The following is a 16,483-nucleotide window of genomic DNA, read 5'->3' as shown; positions in this document are numbered from 1 at the left end:
GATTAAGATTTTAACATTTTTGTTAATGTAAGGTTAAAAGCAAGGCTTACTAAATGTTAAAATATTAATTTTGAATGGATGAGTAAAAAAGTGTTTTTTGTACTAGTTATCCTAATGAGCCTGTCTTTGATAGGTATTATATTTGTGCAGAGCTACTACATTTCCAATTCTATTAGCAATAAGGAAGAAAACTTTAATTTTAATGTTAAACAAGCCTTAAGTAGGGTTGCTAAAAACATCGAAAATGAAGAATTTAGAGATCACGTTAATAAATTAAGGCCATTAATTATTAAGGATGTTGATGTTATTAAAGATACAACAGCAATACGTAATCTTTATGTTAAACAAGAAAACGACGCTATAAACGAAACGTTTGTTTATAGTTATGGAATACTAGAAGAAAATTACAAATTATCTCCTGCGCTCTTTGACATTGGTTTAGATACTATTAGTATTAAAAAAATTATTAGTGAAAAGCAAACGAAGGTTTTTAAAACAAACGAAATAGACGGTAAGGTTACTAATAATGAAGTTTTTGCTAATTATGGTAAAACTGAAAAAATATTAATCGATGATTATTACCGAGATTTCGCCTACAGAACACCAATACATCAGCGTATAACAAAAGAAAAATTAAACAGACAGCTAGAGCTGAAACTACATCAGTATGATATTAATATTGATTATGAGTTTGCTATTTATAGTAACGATTTGGCAACAAAAATACAGACAGAAGATTTTGAATTGGAAGACCAAGCAACAATGCAGGTTCCTATTTTTTCAGAAGATAATGGTAATTACAACTATCGTTTATTAGTTAATTTTCCAGACAGTAATAAATTTATATGGTCCTCTGTAATAGGTATGCTGGGCTTATCTATTTTATTTACGTCTATTATACTTATTGCTTTTGTTACAGCGTTAACACAAATAATGAGACAACGACAAATAGCAGAAATAAAAACAGATTTTATTAATAACATGACGCACGAATTTAAAACGCCAATTGCAACAATAAACTTGGCTTTAGATTCTATTAAAAATCCTAAAATAATAAACGATAAAGAAAAGGTAAAGCGTTACTTAGGTATGATACGAGAAGAAAACAAACGTATGCATGCACAAGTAGAAAATGTACTTAGAATATCTAAACTAGAAAAAAACGAATTAAACATTAGTAAGGAAGGTACTAGTTTACACGACTTAATAGAAGACGCTATATCTCATGTAGAGTTAATAGTAGAAGATAGACAAGGACATATAGAAACAGAACTTAAGGCAAGTAAATCTTCTGTATTAGCTAACGAGACGCATTTTATTAATGTTTTAGTTAACATATTAGACAATGCAATTAAATACTCGCCAGATGCTCCAAAAATTACTGTAGAAACAGTAAATGTTGGAAATAACATACTAGTAAGTATAAAAGACGAAGGTAGCGGAATGAGTAAAGCTGCTGTAAAGCGTGTTTTTGAAAAATTTTATAGAGAACATACAGGAAATATACATAACGTAAAAGGCCATGGTTTAGGCTTATCTTATGTAAAAAGAATAGTAGAAGACCATAGTGGTCATATATCAGTAACAAGTGAAAAAGGAAAAGGAAGTGCTTTCACGATAAAACTTCCGTTAATATCATAACATTATGGACGAACAAGAAAAGAAAATATTATTAGTAGAAGACGATCCAAACTTTGGAACAGTTTTAAAAGATTATTTAATGATGAATGACTACGAAGTTGTTCATGCTAAAAATGGTATGGAAGGCTTCGAAAAGTTTAAAAAAGACGATTATGATCTTTGTATCTTAGATGTTATGATGCCTTATAAAGACGGTTTCACTTTAGCGAAAGAGATTAGAGAGAAAAATGCCGAAGTGCCAATTATCTTTCTTACTGCTAAAGCAATGAAAGAAGATGTACTTAAAGGATATAAAGTAGGTGCAGACGATTACCTTAATAAACCTTTTGATAGTGAAGTGCTTTTAATGAAAATTAAAGCAATCATGACTAGAAAGGCAACAGATACGGTTGCAGATAGTAAGCAGTTTGAATTTAAAATAGGTAATTTCGATTTAAACTCTAAATTAAGATTCCTTACTTACAAAGGAGGAGAAGCTACCAAGTTATCGCCTAAAGAAAACGAGTTATTACGTTTATTAGCTTTACATGAAAACGATTTAATGCCAAGAGAATTAGCATTAACAAAAATATGGAGAGACGATAATTACTTTACTTCAAGAAGTATGGATGTTTACATAGCAAAATTACGTAAGTATTTAAAAGTAGACGATAAAGTAGAAATACTAAATATTCATGGTGAAGGCTTTAGATTAGTTGTAAACCCAGAATAATATATAAGACTATATAATATAAAAAAAAGCTACTGCATTTGCAGTAGCTTTTTTAGTTTTATTTATAAAAAAGATAAGTCTCTATCATTTTTAATAGTGCTTTTTGCATCTTTTTTTAATTCTTCAATTTCTTGACTTAAAGCTTCAGTGTAAGTATTGTTTTTACAATTTTTCTTTACATTATATAGCATGGCTAAAAGCTTTTGAACAAGAATAATATCATGTTTACAATAGGTTCTTAAAGCTGCCATAACTTGAAATAGTAACAATTTAAAATTTACAGTAGACATAGAAACCTTTATTTCATTATTAACAAGGCAGTAGGTAACATCTTTCTTTTTAGCTCTAATTACAAATAGCTGAGTTAAATAATCAATAGCATTAATTGCTGTTCCAGGATCGTTAACACCCGGAGACATTGCTTTTAATGCAATTTCGGTTAGTTGTTTAAAAGCTAGTACGTAATTGTCTTCAATCATTTCGCTTTTTGTAAACTCAAAATGCCTTAAAATACCATCTACTTGTTCTTCGTTTAATGCTTCACTTGCTTTAAATAAATCATCTTTAACTAGTATAAAACTACCTTTTACAGGTGTTATTTCAATTTTAGCATTTACTTTATCTGCAATTTCAGCGATATCTTTAATAGATACGTTTTGTAAATAACCACATACATTAGAGGTATAAACTTTCCAATTACTTGTATCATCAAACGTTCTTGTATCATCGTTTTCAATTAATACCTCAAGTCTCTTTTTAGAAGTATTAAATATTTTCTCCATAATATTACTAATCTGTATTTCTTGAGAAATAGAATGAATAAAGTAAATAAATGCAGCCAAGCAATTAAGCATAAAAAGTATAGCAAATAATATAGAAAATGCCGGTAACTGGTATTTGTTACTGTTAGGTTCTATAGATACCAAAATAAAAATACAGTAAATAATAGTTGCTAAATATAAGCCTAACACTATTTGGTGTCTTGTATTAGAAATTAATCCAGGTAATAATCTTGGAGAAAAATTACTAGAAGCTTGACTTAATAATATCATAACCATAGAAAAACTAAAAACCATTATAGAAATTAATCCAGCTATAAAAGTAGTAAGTAATGCTCTTGCAGTATCGGTGTTATTAATGGCTAATTCCGGAATAAATTCTAGTAAGTGTTTAGATACGCCTAACTTTTCTAGATAAAACATTAGGTAAGCAACTAAACAGCCTAAAAACCCTATTAAAGAAGGATAGAAGGCGATTTTATCTTTTAATCTATAAATTAATCTAAAGAATTGAATAGTTTTATCTTTCATAAAAAGTGTAATAAGCACTAATATAATATTAGTTTCTCTAAACTAGAGCTTATTTAAATTTACTTTCTATGGTAGTAAGTATTTCATTAACACTTGTTTCATAATCAAACCACAACGTGTTTTCATTACGTTTAAACCAAGTTAATTGGCGTTTAGCAAAACGTCGCGAGTTTTTTTTCATTTCTGCAATAGCAAAATCAAGCGTCCATTCGTCTTTAAAATAATTAAAGAGCTCTTTGTAACCAACAGTATTTAAAGCGTTAAGATGTTGCTTGTCTATAAGAGATTTTGCTTCTTCAAGCTGTCCTTCGGCCATCATAATATCAACACGTTTATTAATACGATTGTATATGGTTTCTCTTTCGGCAGTTAAACCAATAGTTATGGTTTTAAAATTACGCTTGTTTTTGTCTTTATTTAAAAACGAAGAATATGGTTTTTCACTTCCAATACAAATCTCTAAGGCTCTTATAACACGCTTAGGATTGTCTATCGCGATGGTATTGTAAGCTTCAATATCTAATTTTTTTAGCTGAAGCTGAAGCGCCTCCAGGCCGTTTTCAACCAATTCCAAATTTAGCCGTTCTCTGATGCTTTTATCCACCTCAGGAAAATAATCTAATCCTTTTGTAACAGCATCTACATAAAGGCCAGAACCACCAACCATAATTACATAATCATGAGATTTAAATAAAATATCTAAAGTTGCAATAGCTTCTTTTTCAAAAGCACCAACATTATACTCTTCTTCAATAGATTTGTTATGAATAAAATGATGCTTAGCTTGAGATAGTTCTTCAAGCGTTGGAGCAGCAGTACCAATTTGCATCTCTTTAAAAAACTGTCTAGAATCTGCAGATAGTATTTCGGTATTATAATGCTGGGCAAGTTTAATACTCAAACTTGTTTTTCCTATTGCTGTAGGTCCAACAATAGAGATAAGGTATTTGTTTTTAGAGTTCAATGAGTGGGTTTATTCTATATGTAAGTTGTGGCCGCAATTATAACAATACTCGGCACCATCTTTATGTCTTGTTGTTAAGCAATTCTGGCAAGATTGAGAGTTAAGCTGAACTTTATCAGGCTCACCATTATTTTCTTCGTCTTTTTTAGTAAGTGATTTGCTATACTCGGCAGAAACAATTCCTGTTGGTACAGCAATAATGCCATAACCTAAAACCATAATAAGCGTAGCAAGAAATTGACCAAAAGGAGTTTGTGGTGTAATATCACCAAAACCTACAGTTGTTAATGTTACAATGCACCAATAGACACTTTTAGGAATGTTAGTAAAACCATTTTCTTCGCCTTCTACTAAATACATTAACGTACCAAAAATAATTGAGGCAATAATTACAGCAAATAGAAACACAGATATTTTTGCACGACTAGATTTAATAGCACTAGCTAATTGGTTCGATGCTCCCATGTATCTCGCCAATTTTAAAATTCTAAAAACGCGCAATAAACGTAATGCTCTTAAAGCCACTAAAGCGTGACTTCCTGCTAATATAAAAGACAGATACATTGGGATAGTAGATAAAAAATCTATAATTCCATAAAAACTAAATATGTACTTTTTTGGTTTTTTTACGGTAATAATTCTGGCAATATATTCAATAGAAAAAAGAATAGTTACTAGCCATTCGCCAATGTATAATGCTTTGTGGTATCTAGCGTCAATAGAGCTAACACTCTCAAGCATTACCAGAGCAATGCTTGCAAGAATAAAAATAAGTAACACAACATCAAATAATTTACCGGCAGGTGTATCTGCTTCGTAAATAATCTCATGAAGTCTATTTCTCCAGTTGGCTTTAATTGGTTTACTCATAATTCAAAAATACTAAAAAGATTATTCCTTTGTATTAGGCTCAAATTTTAAAACCTTAAGGCGTTTATTTTTTCGTAAATAACTTTGTATTATATGCTGTGTGTATCTATTATTACTCATAGGAATGATAATAGATTTAAGAATGTCAATATTGTTTATTTGGTGATTTAAGTCGTAAAAACCATAGCCTTTAAAAGCGCCGTTTTCAATTAAAATAGCACTACGTTCATCTACTTTTCTACCTTTATCTATAATAATCATGTTTTGATCTTTATAGCTGTATTTTTCAATAAACTCGTTAACACGATTATTGTAAAGTACTGTGTTTTCTTCATTTAAACAAGCACCTTCACATTCTTTTAATTCGTATCTAAAACAACTATTGGTCGTTTTTTCTAAATCGCATAATTTTAAACATAAAGAATATGTTTCTACTGCACGATGTAAAAAGTCTTTAGCACTTTGCTTATTATTAAAAGTTGTTATAACCTTTTTGCGGCCGTCTGCATTAGCAATCGTTAAATTTATATAACCATTACTATCTGTAGAACTGTACAATGCATGAGAAATTTTTGTCTTTCTCATTGCACGGTTAAAAATAGGTTTGTTTTGTTTTATTTCGTGACTCTCTTTTAATAAAGCTATAAGTTCGCTTCCTGTAGCATCGTAAGTTACTGTTGCTACTTGAATTTGAATTTTTTTAGACTTTCTATCTGTACCAGTAAAATGCTGATTTATTCGTTTTTTAATATTCTTACTCTTGCCAATATAAATAATATTGCCCTCTTTGTTATGTATGTAATACACGCCTGTTTCCGAAGGCATTTGAGCAATAATATCTGTTAGTTTCGGTTCTAGTTGTAGCTTAGGATGCTTTCTTAAAAAGGTTTGAATAATGGTTTTTTCAACATCTTTACTCAATAATAATTTAAAGAGTTTTACTGTAGCTAGTGCATCTCCAGAAGCACGATGCCTGTCTGTAACCGGTATACCTAGAGAACGTACTAATTTACCTAAACTGTAAGATGGTAAATCTGGAATAAGTGTTTTTGCTAGCTCTACAGTACATAACGTTTCTCGATCGAAATCGAAACCTAATCGCTTAAATTCTGTAGTTAATATTCGGTTGTCAAATTGCGCATTATGTGCCACAACTACGCAGCCTTCAGTAATTTCTACAACTCGTTTTGCTATTTCGTAAAACTTAGGTGCATTTTTTAACATGTTACTGTTAATACCAGTAAGGTTTACAACAAATGGTTGGATTTCTCTTTCCGGATTTACTAAACTAATAAACTGGTCTACAATCTCGTGACCATCAAATTTGTAAATAGCAATCTCTGTTATGCCTTCTTCGTTATACTTACCACCTGTGGTTTCTATGTCTATTATTGCGTAGATACTGTATGTTGTTTTATTATATTACTAGTTGTAATTTCTGTTTCCAAAGATACTACTTCCTACGCGAACCATTGTACTTCCACAATCTATTGCTAGTTTGTAATCTCCACTCATTCCCATAGAAATAGTTTGTAGTTGGCAGTTTGTAGTTTCAGTCACTTTTAAATTTTCTAAAGTAGACTTTAAAAGTCTGAATTCTTTTTCAATTTGAAGTATGTTTTCTGTAAAAGTTGCCATTCCCATAACACCAATTACTTTAATATTTTTTAATGCTGAAAAATTTTCCGATTGTAAAATATTTGAAGCTTCTTTTGCAGACATTCCAAATTTAGAATCTTCTTCGGCTATTTTAATTTGAAGTAAACAGTCTATAACTCTGTCGTGTTTTAAAGCTTGTTTATTTACTTCTTTCAATAATTTAAAACTTTCGACACCATGTATTAAGCTAACAAAAGAAGCCATGTACTTTACCTTATTAGTTTGTACGTGTCCAATCATATGCCATTCGATATCTTTTGGCATTTGCTCGAACTTGTCTGCCATTTCTTGGATTTTGTTTTCTCCAAAAATGCGTTGCCCTGCATTGTATGCTTCCATTAAATCACTCACCGGTTTTGTTTTAGAAACGGCAACTAATGTTACGTGTTCAGGAAGTGTTTGTTTTATGTTGTTTAGGTTGTTTTCTATGTTCATTATTAATCAAATAGTTTTATTTCTTACAAATTTGTCCTTTTTGAGATATTGTTTGACCTTCGTTTGTAGTCATTGTTGCATCGTAAAACATGCACTTATTTTCAATGTTAATTTTTGAGACAATGATTCCTTTATTTGAATTAACCCAATTTTCATATTCATCCAATTCCATTTTAGATTCATCATAAGTCAACCGATAAGAACATTTATCAATCCATTCAATTTTTTCATATGTTGGATTACCATTATTTATTCCATTCTTCCATTCAGTTTGAGTTTTTATGTCCCTAATTACAATGTACTGTTGGACTTGTTTGTCTCTTTCTTTGTCAATTTTTCTAATACTATCATTTGAAACAATCGTGTAGCTTTTTGAAACTGATGTTTGAGGAATATAAAATTCACCTGTTTTAAAATCGTCACAGGTTAAATTTTGTGACCACGAATTCATCATTGTTAATAATGTTCCAATAATTAATATTTGTTTAATACTCATTGATTTTGTTTGTTTTAAAGAAGTTTGTTGTTTAGTTGTTTCAAAGAAATGACAAACACCTCAATAAATAACATTTGTCAAAACTCATAAATAGTAACGCCACTTCTCAGTTTAGGCTCAATATAAGTGCTTTTTGGTGGCATTTTAAGTCCATCGTCTGCAATGCGTTTCATTTGTTCTATTGTAGCAGGAATCATACCAAAACCGACTTTAAACTCACCACTGTCTATTTTACTTTTAAGGTTTACAATATCTTTTTTACCGCTTAAATAATCGATGCGTTTATCGTGTCGTAAATCTTCTATTTCTAAAATTGGTTTTAAAATGGTTTGATAGAGTAGTTGTGCATCGAGTTCATCTAAAGAGGTTTCAAATTTATAACTTGCTTTACGTAAGTATAGCGAATAAAACTCGCCATCTAAATACATACTAAAATGATGAGGTTTAGATGGTTTGTATGGCATAATACCACGGTTTTCTATACGGTACGTTGTGTCTAGTTTAATTAAAAACTCTTCTTTTGTTAATCCGTTTAAGTCTTTTGCAAGCCTATTAAATTCATGAATTTGCAACTCGGACTCTGGAATTAAGAAACTCATAAAATAATTATAAGTCTCATCGCCATTGTGGTTTTTGTTTTCGGCTTTTAAATTTTTACAAAGTAAATTTGATGAAGACGAACGATGATGTCCATCTGCAATATAAAGCGTGTTCATGCTAGCAAATGCTTCAGTAATTATTTTAATATGGGCTTCGTTATCTATTTGCCATAAATAATGTGTGTCTCTATAAGTGGTTGTGAATTCGAATTCTGCGCGCTCTTTCTGTATTTCGGTAATAACATTTGAAATAGCGTTATTATCAGGATAGGTGAGGAGCACAGGTTCAGCATTAAAACCAACCGTTTTTAAATAGTCTTTAAAAACAATTTCACGACTAGCTATAGTGTCTTCGTGTTTTTTTATAACATCGTTTTGGTAATCTTCTACACTTGCAGCCGCAACAATACCATTAAAGGTTTGCTGGTCGCGATCTACAATTTTATAAATGTAAAACGATGGTTTTTTGTCTTGTTTAAAAACACCATCTTCTTTAAATTCTAAATAGCGGTTTTTAACCAGTTGATAGCGTTCTGCACCAGAAATCTCCTTGGCATATTTGTAACCGGGATTAACAATATGTAAAAACGAAAACGGATTGTAATTTAAACGGCCTTCGCGTTCTGCTTGCGTATAACTTTGGTACGAGCGTGAAGCTACAAGGCTTACTTTATCTCGTGTTGGTTTTACTGCGCAAAAAGGTTTTATGTTTGCCATAATTTACTTCCTATAAATTCAGGAACCTATTTAATTAATTTTGTTATCGATATTATAATATGTAATTACGAATTTTTTCAATAAAAAAAACGTGGGAATCTATTTAATTGGATTTCAATTTAAGAGATTGCCACGTCCTTCGTCCTCGCAATGACAGCCTATTTAGCAATCAAAAAAGGAGGTTTATTTCAAAAATTGTTTAGCAACTTTTTCAGCTTTTCTACTTTCAGAGTAATCGTAAAAACCTTCACCAGATTTTACACCTAATTTTCCTGCACGTACCATATTTACTAATAATGGACATGGTGCATATTTAGGGTTTTTAAAACCGTCGTACATTACGTTTAATATAGATAAACAAACGTCTAAACCTATAAAATCTGCTAATTGTAATGGTCCCATTGGGTGTGCCATACCTAGTTTCATAACAGTATCAATCTCTTCAACTCCAGCAACACCATTATAAAGTGTTTCTATAGACTCGTTAAGCATTGGCATTAATATTCTATTGGCAACAAATCCAGGATAATCGTTTACTTCTGTTGGTGTTTTACCTAGTGTTCTAGATAATTCCATGATAGTATTTGTTACTTCGTCGCTAGTGTTATAACCACGAATAATCTCTACCAATTTCATAATTGGCACTGGATTCATGAAATGCATACCAATTACCATTTCTGGTCGAGAAGTTACTGCACCAATTTGAGTTATTGATATAGACGATGTGTTTGTTGCTAGAATAGTATCTTCTGGGCAAACCTCATCTAACTGCTTAAAAATCTTTAGTTTTAAATCAATGTTTTCGGTTGCTGCTTCTACAACTAAACTTGCAAATTCTACACCTTCTTTTACGCTAGTATATGTTGTTATATTTGATAAAGTATCAATTTTATTAGCTTCTGTAATTTTTTCTTTAGCGACCATTCTATCTAAATTCTTAGTAATGGTTGCAATTCCTCTTTTTAGTGAGTCTTCACTAATATCTATTAATTGTACTTTAAAACCTGATTGTGCAAAGGTATGAGCGATACCATTTCCCATAGTTCCTGCTCCAATTACTGCTACGTTTTTCATAAAAAAAAATATTGTTTTTTGTTTCCGCGAAGACGGAAAACTTATTTGTTTATTTAAAATATTTATAAAACTCCTCTTTCTTTTGATTTCTTTAAAATGAGAAATCAAAATTCATTCTCCTCTTTAGTTAAAGAGGAGAGTTAAAAACAGATTTAAAACTGATCGATAATCATACTAGCAACACGTAAAGCTTCAGTACCGTCATGTAATGTAACTATTGGTTTTGTGTTGGTGTTTATAGCATCAGCAAAACTTTCTAATTCATCTAAAATCGCATTGTTACTAGGCACATCTGGATTATCGAAATAAATTTGCTTTTTGATACCTTCAGCATTTTGAAGAATCATATCGAAATCTCCAGGAGTTTCTGGAGCGTCTTTCATTTTTACAACTTCACATTTTTTCTCTAAGAAATCTACAGATATGTAAGCGTCTTTTTGAAAGAAACGTGTTTTACGCATATTCTTTAGCGAAATTCTACTTGCTGTTAAATTAGCAACACAACCGTTTACAAATTCTATACGTGCATTTGCAATATCTGGTGTATCACTAATTACCGAAACGCCACTTGCAGAAACACTTTTAACTTTAGATTGTACAACGCTTAAAATAACATCTATATCATGAATCATTAAATCTAAAACCACAGGAACATCTGTTCCTCTTGGGTTAAATTCTGCTAAACGATGCGCTTCTATAAACATTGGGCTATCTAGTTGGTGTTTTATTGCTATAAAAGCAGGATTAAAACGCTCAACGTGCCCAACTTGTCCTTTAACACCATGTTCGGCAACTAAAGTTCTTAATGTTTCGGCTTCTTCAACAGTATTTGTAATAGGCTTTTCTATAAAAATATGTTTGCCCTTAGCAATGGCTTGTCTAGCACAATCGTAATGAGAAAGTGTAGGTGTTACAATATCTACCATGTCTACGGCATCTATTAAAGCCTCTATAGAATTAAAGTATTTATAACCAAATTCTGCTTCTACCTTTTTACCGTTCTCTTCACTAGAATCGTAAAAACCAACAAGGTTATATTTATTAGATTGATTAAGTAATCTTAAATGAATTTTCCCTAGGTGTCCAGCACCTAAAACTCCAGCGTTTAGCATTCTATTTACGTTTTTTTCAAAAATAAGATATTTACCTACGAATTTGGCAAATTTGATTATATTTTTAATGGGTATTAACAATATAATTAAAATCCATTATTTGCTTTTAAAACGAAAATTGTTTCATTAATTTTATCGTTCTAAACTTTCCACCATTTTGCAAGATACTTTTAAACATAAAGGCCTAAGACAACAATTAGTTAATATATTAGTAAACAAAGGTATTACCGATAAAGCAGTGCTAAATGCTATTGGAAAAATACCAAGGCATTTGTTTATGGATTCTAGTTTTTTAGACCATGCTTACCAAGATAAAGCGTTTCCTATTGCTGCGGACCAAACAATATCACAACCTTATACTGTAGCTTTCCAAACAGAATTAATGGAAATTACTAGAGGAGATAAAGTACTTGAAATTGGTACAGGTAGTGGTTACCAAACAGCTGTTTTGTGCGATTTAGGTGCTAAAGTTTATAGTATTGAAAGGCAGCAAGAGTTGTTTAAAAAAACAAGTAAGTTTTTACCAAAATTAGGATTTAGAGCTAAGAAATTTATTTTTGGCGATGGTTATAAAGGTTTGGTAGAAGAAGCACCTTTTAAAAGTATTATTGTTACAGCAGGAGCACCTTTTGTACCTAAGCCATTACTTGCTCAGCTTGAAATTGGTGGTCGCTTGGTTATACCTGTGGGAGATAACGTGCAAACCATGACGCTTTTTGTTAGAAAAGGTCTTAAAGAATTTGATAAAACGGAGTTTGGTGAGTTTCGATTTGTTCCGCTTTTAGAGGATAAGAATTAGTAGTTGGGTAAAGCTTTGGCCGAATCTAATTTTGTTACTCTGTTTTTATTTTGAAAAGATTCGTTTAACCCGACGAGGGTTATGAGTTGTTTTGATCTGTAAGATATTGGAAATATCTGTAAGGTTAAAATAACTTATAACCAAGAGTTCTTGTTTAGTGCGAAGCGTAGCTTTGCAATGAAGAAGAACTCGGGCGAAGCCCTCGTCGGGTTCTGGTTAATGCGAGCGTAGCGTAGCATTAACCAGAACGTGATTGTGTATGATTAGTGGCGTGTTTAAGCAACTAATTTAGCAAATAATTACTGAATAGAAAATCCGCGAGGATTTTCGTAAGTAGGCGAGAACTAGACATTAATTATACACGGTGTTGTGCATAGTTATTTTAATCTATCCATTCTCCTTTATTCGAATCGACTCTGATGAATTTTCCGTTAAAAGCATTATAGAATATTTCTTCTTTCAAATAAGTGTAATCTTTATTATATGTCTCATTAACAAATTTCCAAACTAAAATATTACTCTTTGAAAAATACTCCATTGCTATTTTAGTTTTGTCATTTTTGTAATAACCATCATCAGTTGCTTTTTTCTTTATTTCCGACAAACTAATTAAGCTGACTTTGTTTTTTGTTTTTGGAAATCCAATATCTTTTAAAATATTTCCATTTTCATCAAGATGAATTTTTGAAGAATACATAGCAATTCCTGATTCCAAATTTCTATAACCGAAACATAAATAGTAAGCTATTTTTGTCTTCGATTTTGGATTTCTTTTTTTGTATTCATCAATTTCGATTATTTGACCACCAATTAGATTGAAATCAGAATAATTTTTTGAACCAACTCTATTTTTTAAATACTCTGAAACCTTTTCCGCAATGTTTTTTGGCAGGTCAGACAGACTTCTTGGTTCTTTCGGATAATAATTACTGAAAGAGTATTGACTGCATCCTTTGGATAATAACTCGTTTGAACTAGCAATATAGTATTGATTCTTTTTTACGGAAATTGTCAAGGTATCATTTCTTGTAAGGTCAATTTCTTTCCAAATAGGTTCATATTTCAGATTGCTCACACTAATTTGGTAAGTAGCTAACGAATCAAAATCACGAACTCGTATTTTTTTTAATCCGATTTCATTTGTTGCTCCACAATTAGCAAATGTGTTTCCATTTTTATAAATATTTGAATAAAATCCGCAAACAGGTTCTCCAGTTTCCGAATCAACAAATTTCAAAGTTGATTGAGAATAACAGCCTAATGTAAGCATTAGTATTATTATGTTAATTGAGTTTCTCATAATTATGCACAATGTTTCGATGATATAAAAGCGTTTCAATGTTTTATATCATACGTTAAACGAAGTTCGACTATTTTTTTGAAAAGTCAAATTTGAACATAGATGAAATTTTTAATAGTCTTCTTAAGACTCTGTATAAATCTCATTGGTTTTTCTATATTCTGAAGGACGTTTACCCATAACTTTACTAAAGGTATTACTAAATGTAGGTAAGCTGCTATAACCAACCATATTTGCTATTTGAGAAATGTTATAATCGGAATTCATTAAATATTCTAGCGATTTAAATATTCTTAACTGTGTGTAATATTTAATAAAAGACATGTTTAAATCTTTCTTGAAAAGGCGGTATAGTGATTTATCTGTCATACTAAAATTGGAAGCCAATTTGGGTAATAGGTGTTCTTGATCAATTTTATCCGAAAGATATTTGGTAATGCTTATTAGTCTACTATCTGTTGGGTGTGGTAGTTCTAAGTGTAACGAATGCGATACACTTTGTTCTAAAAGTGTTTTAAAAGCATAAACAATTGGGTATTTGTTTTTGTGAGCTTTAGTAATATCGCCATTCCAGTTTTTTGTGAATAATAATAACTCCATTAATAGATTATTAATGTGATAAATGCCTTCTTTTTTATAAAACTCTGTAGTGTTAGATTGCATTGGAAAATACAAGTTTCGCATAACAACTTTTGGAGAACTAGGGTAGATGGCGTGTTTTATACCTGCTGGAATCCACATATAATGTCTAGCTGGTAAATAATACATTCTGGTATTAGTTTTAACATGGACTACGCCACCTTCGGTATATAAAAATTGTCCTTTATCATGACTGTGATGTTCAATAAATAAATCGTTCATAGTAGTATGGTAACAAAATATGCTGCTAGGATTTTTATCGACCTCTGTTAAGTAATATTTATTGTTCATAATAAATGGAGCAATTATATTTAATGCACTAAATTAATAAAACATTGTCTTTTATCAATAAAAAGACACTAAATATCTTACATAAATTGCCGAAGTATTTTTATTTAAAACACAGTATGCAGTCCAATTTTAATTAAATACTAAATTTTTTAACCCAAAAATTATAAAATACTCAGATTATGCAAAGAATAAATTATACACCTTATATCGATAAAATACAGACAGCAGAAAAGCGGCTTTATTAATAAATAATAATGATATTTTAGGTGTTAGTGGTTTTACAAAGGCAGGCGATAGTAAAGCTGTTTTGCCTATGATTGCAGAAAGAGCGCTTTATGAGGAGTTAAAGGTAACGGTATTAAGTGGCGCATCTTTAGGATATGATACGGATGCTAATTTAGCGAAAAATGGCGCTTTGCATAAGCGTATGCCATTTCAAGCAGATGCGACTTTAAGAAAAAGCATTAATAGTCATGATGTGCTTTATGTAGATCAGCATTTAGGGCAGACTGCAGATATGCTTCAAAAAATAGATACTTTTAAAATTGATGTTGCTATTATTGAAGCTGTTTCAATTACTGCTGATGGATTTATTGTACCAACAACATCTGTGGGTAATTCGCCTATATTTTTAGAAAAAGCAGATAAAATTATTATCGAAATTAATACCAGTTTTCCTGAAAGCTTTTTAGGATTACATGATATTAAAGTATTAAAAAAGCAACCTAATCGAGACATTATTCCTGTTGTAAGTTCGGATACTAGAATTGGTGATCCGTTTATTAAAATAGATCCTAGCAAAGTGGTTGCTATTGTTTATACTGCAATGCCAGATTCGCCTGCTGTTATTTCCGAACCAGACGAAAAAACTAAAGCTATTTCCAATCATATTCTTGAGTTTTTAGGTAAAGAAGTAGATGAGGGCAGACTAACAGAATCACTTTTACCATTGCAAGCAGGTATTGGGAAAACGGCTAATGCTATTTTAGCAGGTTTTACTACTAGTCGATTTAAAAATTTGACAATGTATTCTGAGGTGCTTCAAGACAGTACTTTTGACCTTTTCGATTCTGGAAAATTAGTGTTCGCTTCGGCATCCTCTATAACAGTTACACAAAAATGCTCGGATAAAATATTTAAAGATTTCGAGAACTATAAAAGCAAGCTGGTGTTAAGACCGCAGAATATTAGTAATGCTGCTGAGGTAATAAGCCGTTTAGGAATTATTGGAATTAATACCGCAATTGAGTTTGATATATACGGAAACGTGAATTCTACACACATTACAGGAACAAAAATGATGAATGGTATTGGCGGATCTGGTGACTTTGCTAGAAATGGCTACCTAAGTATTTTTGCTTGTCCTTCAATTTCTAAAGGAGGTAGTATTTCGCATATTGTACCAATGGTATCTCATACCGACCATACAGAGCATGATGTAGATGTTTTGGTTACCGAGCAAGGTTTAGCAGATGTTAGAGGTTTAGCACCTGTAGAACGTGCAAGGCTTATTATTAATAATTGTGTGCATCCAGAATATAGAGCGCAATTACTAAGTTATTTTGATAAGGCTTATAGTTTAGGCGGACAAACACCACACATTCTTAAAGATGCTTTTAGCTGGCACACGCAGCTTAAAACTAATGGTACTATGAAAATGAATACCTATGCTAATTGTGATGTTTAATTATTTTTTTTAAGGTTGTAAAACGTCATGCATCCCATAAAAAAACCAAAAATTAAAGCATGAATTAAAAACCGTCATATTTTAAAATTTTCACCATCAGCATAGTCAAATCCAGCCATAATACTTGCATAAACAATACCTCCAAATAGGCCGCCTGTTATTATAGATTTAACTTTTT

At 31.1% G+C, this 16,483-nt stretch carries 14 protein-coding genes and 1 pseudogene; 4 read left to right on the top strand and 11 right to left on the bottom strand.

Features of this window, described 5'->3' with window-relative positions:
* Positions 1 to 114: 114 nt before the first annotated feature.
* Together Q0935_RS12070 and Q0935_RS12065 are read left to right on the top strand one after the other, a co-directional pair.
* Entirely contained in the window at positions 115 to 1,641 is a 1,527-nt protein-coding gene (locus Q0935_RS12070) for a sensor histidine kinase KdpD (protein ID WP_299386353.1), read from the top strand.
* A 4-nt stretch (positions 1,642 to 1,645) separates the two neighbouring features.
* Positions 1,646 to 2,353 carry a response regulator transcription factor gene (locus tag Q0935_RS12065; protein ID WP_055436521.1) on the top strand — a complete coding sequence of 236 codons (708 nt, stop codon included), beginning with the start codon at positions 1,646 to 1,648 and terminating at the stop codon, positions 2,351 to 2,353.
* A 62-nt stretch (positions 2,354 to 2,415) separates the two neighbouring features.
* Here the strand turns inward: Q0935_RS12065 and Q0935_RS12060 are convergent, their stop codons facing one another.
* The 9 genes from Q0935_RS12060 to Q0935_RS12020 all read right to left on the bottom strand — a co-directional run bounded on the left by Q0935_RS12060 (position 2,416) and on the right by Q0935_RS12020 (position 11,589).
* Positions 2,416 to 3,663: a DUF2254 domain-containing protein gene (locus Q0935_RS12060; protein ID WP_299386348.1), complete on the bottom strand. Its 1,248-nt coding sequence runs from the start codon at positions 3,661 to 3,663 to the stop codon at positions 2,416 to 2,418.
* Between the two features lie 49 nt (positions 3,664 to 3,712).
* The gene (miaA, locus tag Q0935_RS12055) at positions 3,713 to 4,627 is read right to left on the bottom strand and encodes a tRNA (adenosine(37)-N6)-dimethylallyltransferase MiaA (RefSeq protein WP_299386343.1); all 915 of its coding nucleotides are present in this window, start codon (positions 4,625 to 4,627) and stop codon (positions 3,713 to 3,715) included.
* Positions 4,628 to 4,636: 9 nt separating this feature from the next.
* Positions 4,637 to 5,497, bottom strand: coding sequence for an ion transporter (locus Q0935_RS12050; protein ID WP_299386339.1), 861 nt, complete (start codon positions 5,495 to 5,497; stop codon positions 4,637 to 4,639).
* Positions 5,498 to 5,518: 21 nt separating this feature from the next.
* Entirely contained in the window at positions 5,519 to 6,898 is a 1,380-nt protein-coding gene (locus Q0935_RS12045) for an exonuclease domain-containing protein (RefSeq protein WP_299386562.1), read from the bottom strand.
* A 24-nt stretch (positions 6,899 to 6,922) separates the two neighbouring features.
* The gene (locus Q0935_RS12040) at positions 6,923 to 7,591 is read right to left on the bottom strand and encodes a YggS family pyridoxal phosphate-dependent enzyme (RefSeq protein WP_299386334.1); all 669 of its coding nucleotides are present in this window, start codon (positions 7,589 to 7,591) and stop codon (positions 6,923 to 6,925) included.
* A 16-nt stretch (positions 7,592 to 7,607) separates the two neighbouring features.
* Positions 7,608 to 8,087 carry a hypothetical protein gene (locus Q0935_RS12035; protein WP_299386330.1) on the bottom strand — a complete coding sequence of 160 codons (480 nt, stop codon included), beginning with the start codon at positions 8,085 to 8,087 and terminating at the stop codon, positions 7,608 to 7,610.
* Between the two features lie 77 nt (positions 8,088 to 8,164).
* Complete coding sequence (locus Q0935_RS12030) at positions 8,165 to 9,403, bottom strand: DUF1015 domain-containing protein (RefSeq protein WP_299386326.1); 1,239 nt, start codon at positions 9,401 to 9,403, stop codon at positions 8,165 to 8,167.
* A gap of 183 nt (positions 9,404 to 9,586) precedes the next feature.
* Entirely contained in the window at positions 9,587 to 10,477 is an 891-nt protein-coding gene (locus tag Q0935_RS12025) for a 3-hydroxybutyryl-CoA dehydrogenase (RefSeq protein ID WP_299386322.1), read from the bottom strand.
* A 152-nt stretch (positions 10,478 to 10,629) separates the two neighbouring features.
* Positions 10,630 to 11,589: a Gfo/Idh/MocA family protein gene (locus Q0935_RS12020; protein ID WP_100998729.1), complete on the bottom strand. Its 960-nt coding sequence runs from the start codon at positions 11,587 to 11,589 to the stop codon at positions 10,630 to 10,632.
* 157 nt (positions 11,590 to 11,746) lie between these two features.
* Here Q0935_RS12020 and Q0935_RS12015 point away from each other — a divergent pair, with 157 nt between their 5' ends.
* Positions 11,747 to 12,388 carry a protein-L-isoaspartate(D-aspartate) O-methyltransferase gene (locus Q0935_RS12015; protein ID WP_299386312.1) on the top strand — a complete coding sequence of 214 codons (642 nt, stop codon included), beginning with the start codon at positions 11,747 to 11,749 and terminating at the stop codon, positions 12,386 to 12,388.
* A 382-nt stretch (positions 12,389 to 12,770) separates the two neighbouring features.
* Here Q0935_RS12015 and Q0935_RS12010 read toward each other — a convergent pair whose 3' ends face one another.
* Both Q0935_RS12010 and Q0935_RS12005 read right to left on the bottom strand, forming a co-directional pair.
* Positions 12,771 to 13,658, bottom strand: a complete 888-nt coding sequence (locus Q0935_RS12010; RefSeq protein WP_299386309.1) for a hypothetical protein — start codon at positions 13,656 to 13,658, stop codon at positions 12,771 to 12,773.
* A gap of 153 nt (positions 13,659 to 13,811) precedes the next feature.
* Positions 13,812 to 14,618, bottom strand: coding sequence for an AraC family transcriptional regulator (locus Q0935_RS12005; RefSeq protein WP_299386305.1), 807 nt, complete (start codon positions 14,616 to 14,618; stop codon positions 13,812 to 13,814).
* Positions 14,619 to 14,797: 179 nt separating this feature from the next.
* On the opposite strand from Q0935_RS12005, the pseudogene Q0935_RS12000 reads away from it, so the two are divergent.
* Positions 14,798 to 16,305, top strand: a pseudogene (locus Q0935_RS12000) (succinate CoA transferase).
* Positions 16,306 to 16,483: the final 178 nt, after the last annotated feature.

Origin of the sequence: uncultured Lacinutrix sp. (assembly GCF_947500605.1) — a bacterium.
Taxonomy (GTDB): Bacteria; Bacteroidota; Bacteroidia; order Flavobacteriales; family Flavobacteriaceae; genus Lacinutrix.
The sequence above is the reverse complement of the archived record's forward strand: the minus strand, read 5'-3'. Positions and strand labels throughout refer to the sequence as shown.

Coding starts and splice junctions, on each gene's coding strand:
- Q0935_RS12060 (WP_299386348.1), bottom strand. CDS start 3,663: ATGAAAGATAAAACTATTCAATTCTTTAGATTAATTTATAGATTAAAA.
- Q0935_RS12065 (WP_055436521.1), top strand. CDS start 1,646: ATGGACGAACAAGAAAAGAAAATATTATTAGTAGAAGACGATCCAAAC.
- Q0935_RS12010 (WP_299386309.1), bottom strand. CDS start 13,658: ATGCTTACATTAGGCTGTTATTCTCAATCAACTTTGAAATTTGTTGAT.
- Q0935_RS12035 (WP_299386330.1), bottom strand. CDS start 8,087: ATGAGTATTAAACAAATATTAATTATTGGAACATTATTAACAATGATG.
- Q0935_RS12030 (WP_299386326.1), bottom strand. CDS start 9,403: ATGGCAAACATAAAACCTTTTTGCGCAGTAAAACCAACACGAGATAAA.
- Q0935_RS12025 (WP_299386322.1), bottom strand. CDS start 10,477: ATGAAAAACGTAGCAGTAATTGGAGCAGGAACTATGGGAAATGGTATC.
- Q0935_RS12020 (WP_100998729.1), bottom strand. CDS start 11,589: ATGCTAAACGCTGGAGTTTTAGGTGCTGGACACCTAGGGAAAATTCAT.
- Q0935_RS12050 (WP_299386339.1), bottom strand. CDS start 5,497: ATGAGTAAACCAATTAAAGCCAACTGGAGAAATAGACTTCATGAGATT.
- Q0935_RS12070 (WP_299386353.1), top strand. CDS start 115: ATGAGCCTGTCTTTGATAGGTATTATATTTGTGCAGAGCTACTACATT.
- Q0935_RS12005 (WP_299386305.1), bottom strand. CDS start 14,618: ATGAACAATAAATATTACTTAACAGAGGTCGATAAAAATCCTAGCAGC.
- Q0935_RS12040 (WP_299386334.1), bottom strand. CDS start 7,591: ATGAACATAGAAAACAACCTAAACAACATAAAACAAACACTTCCTGAA.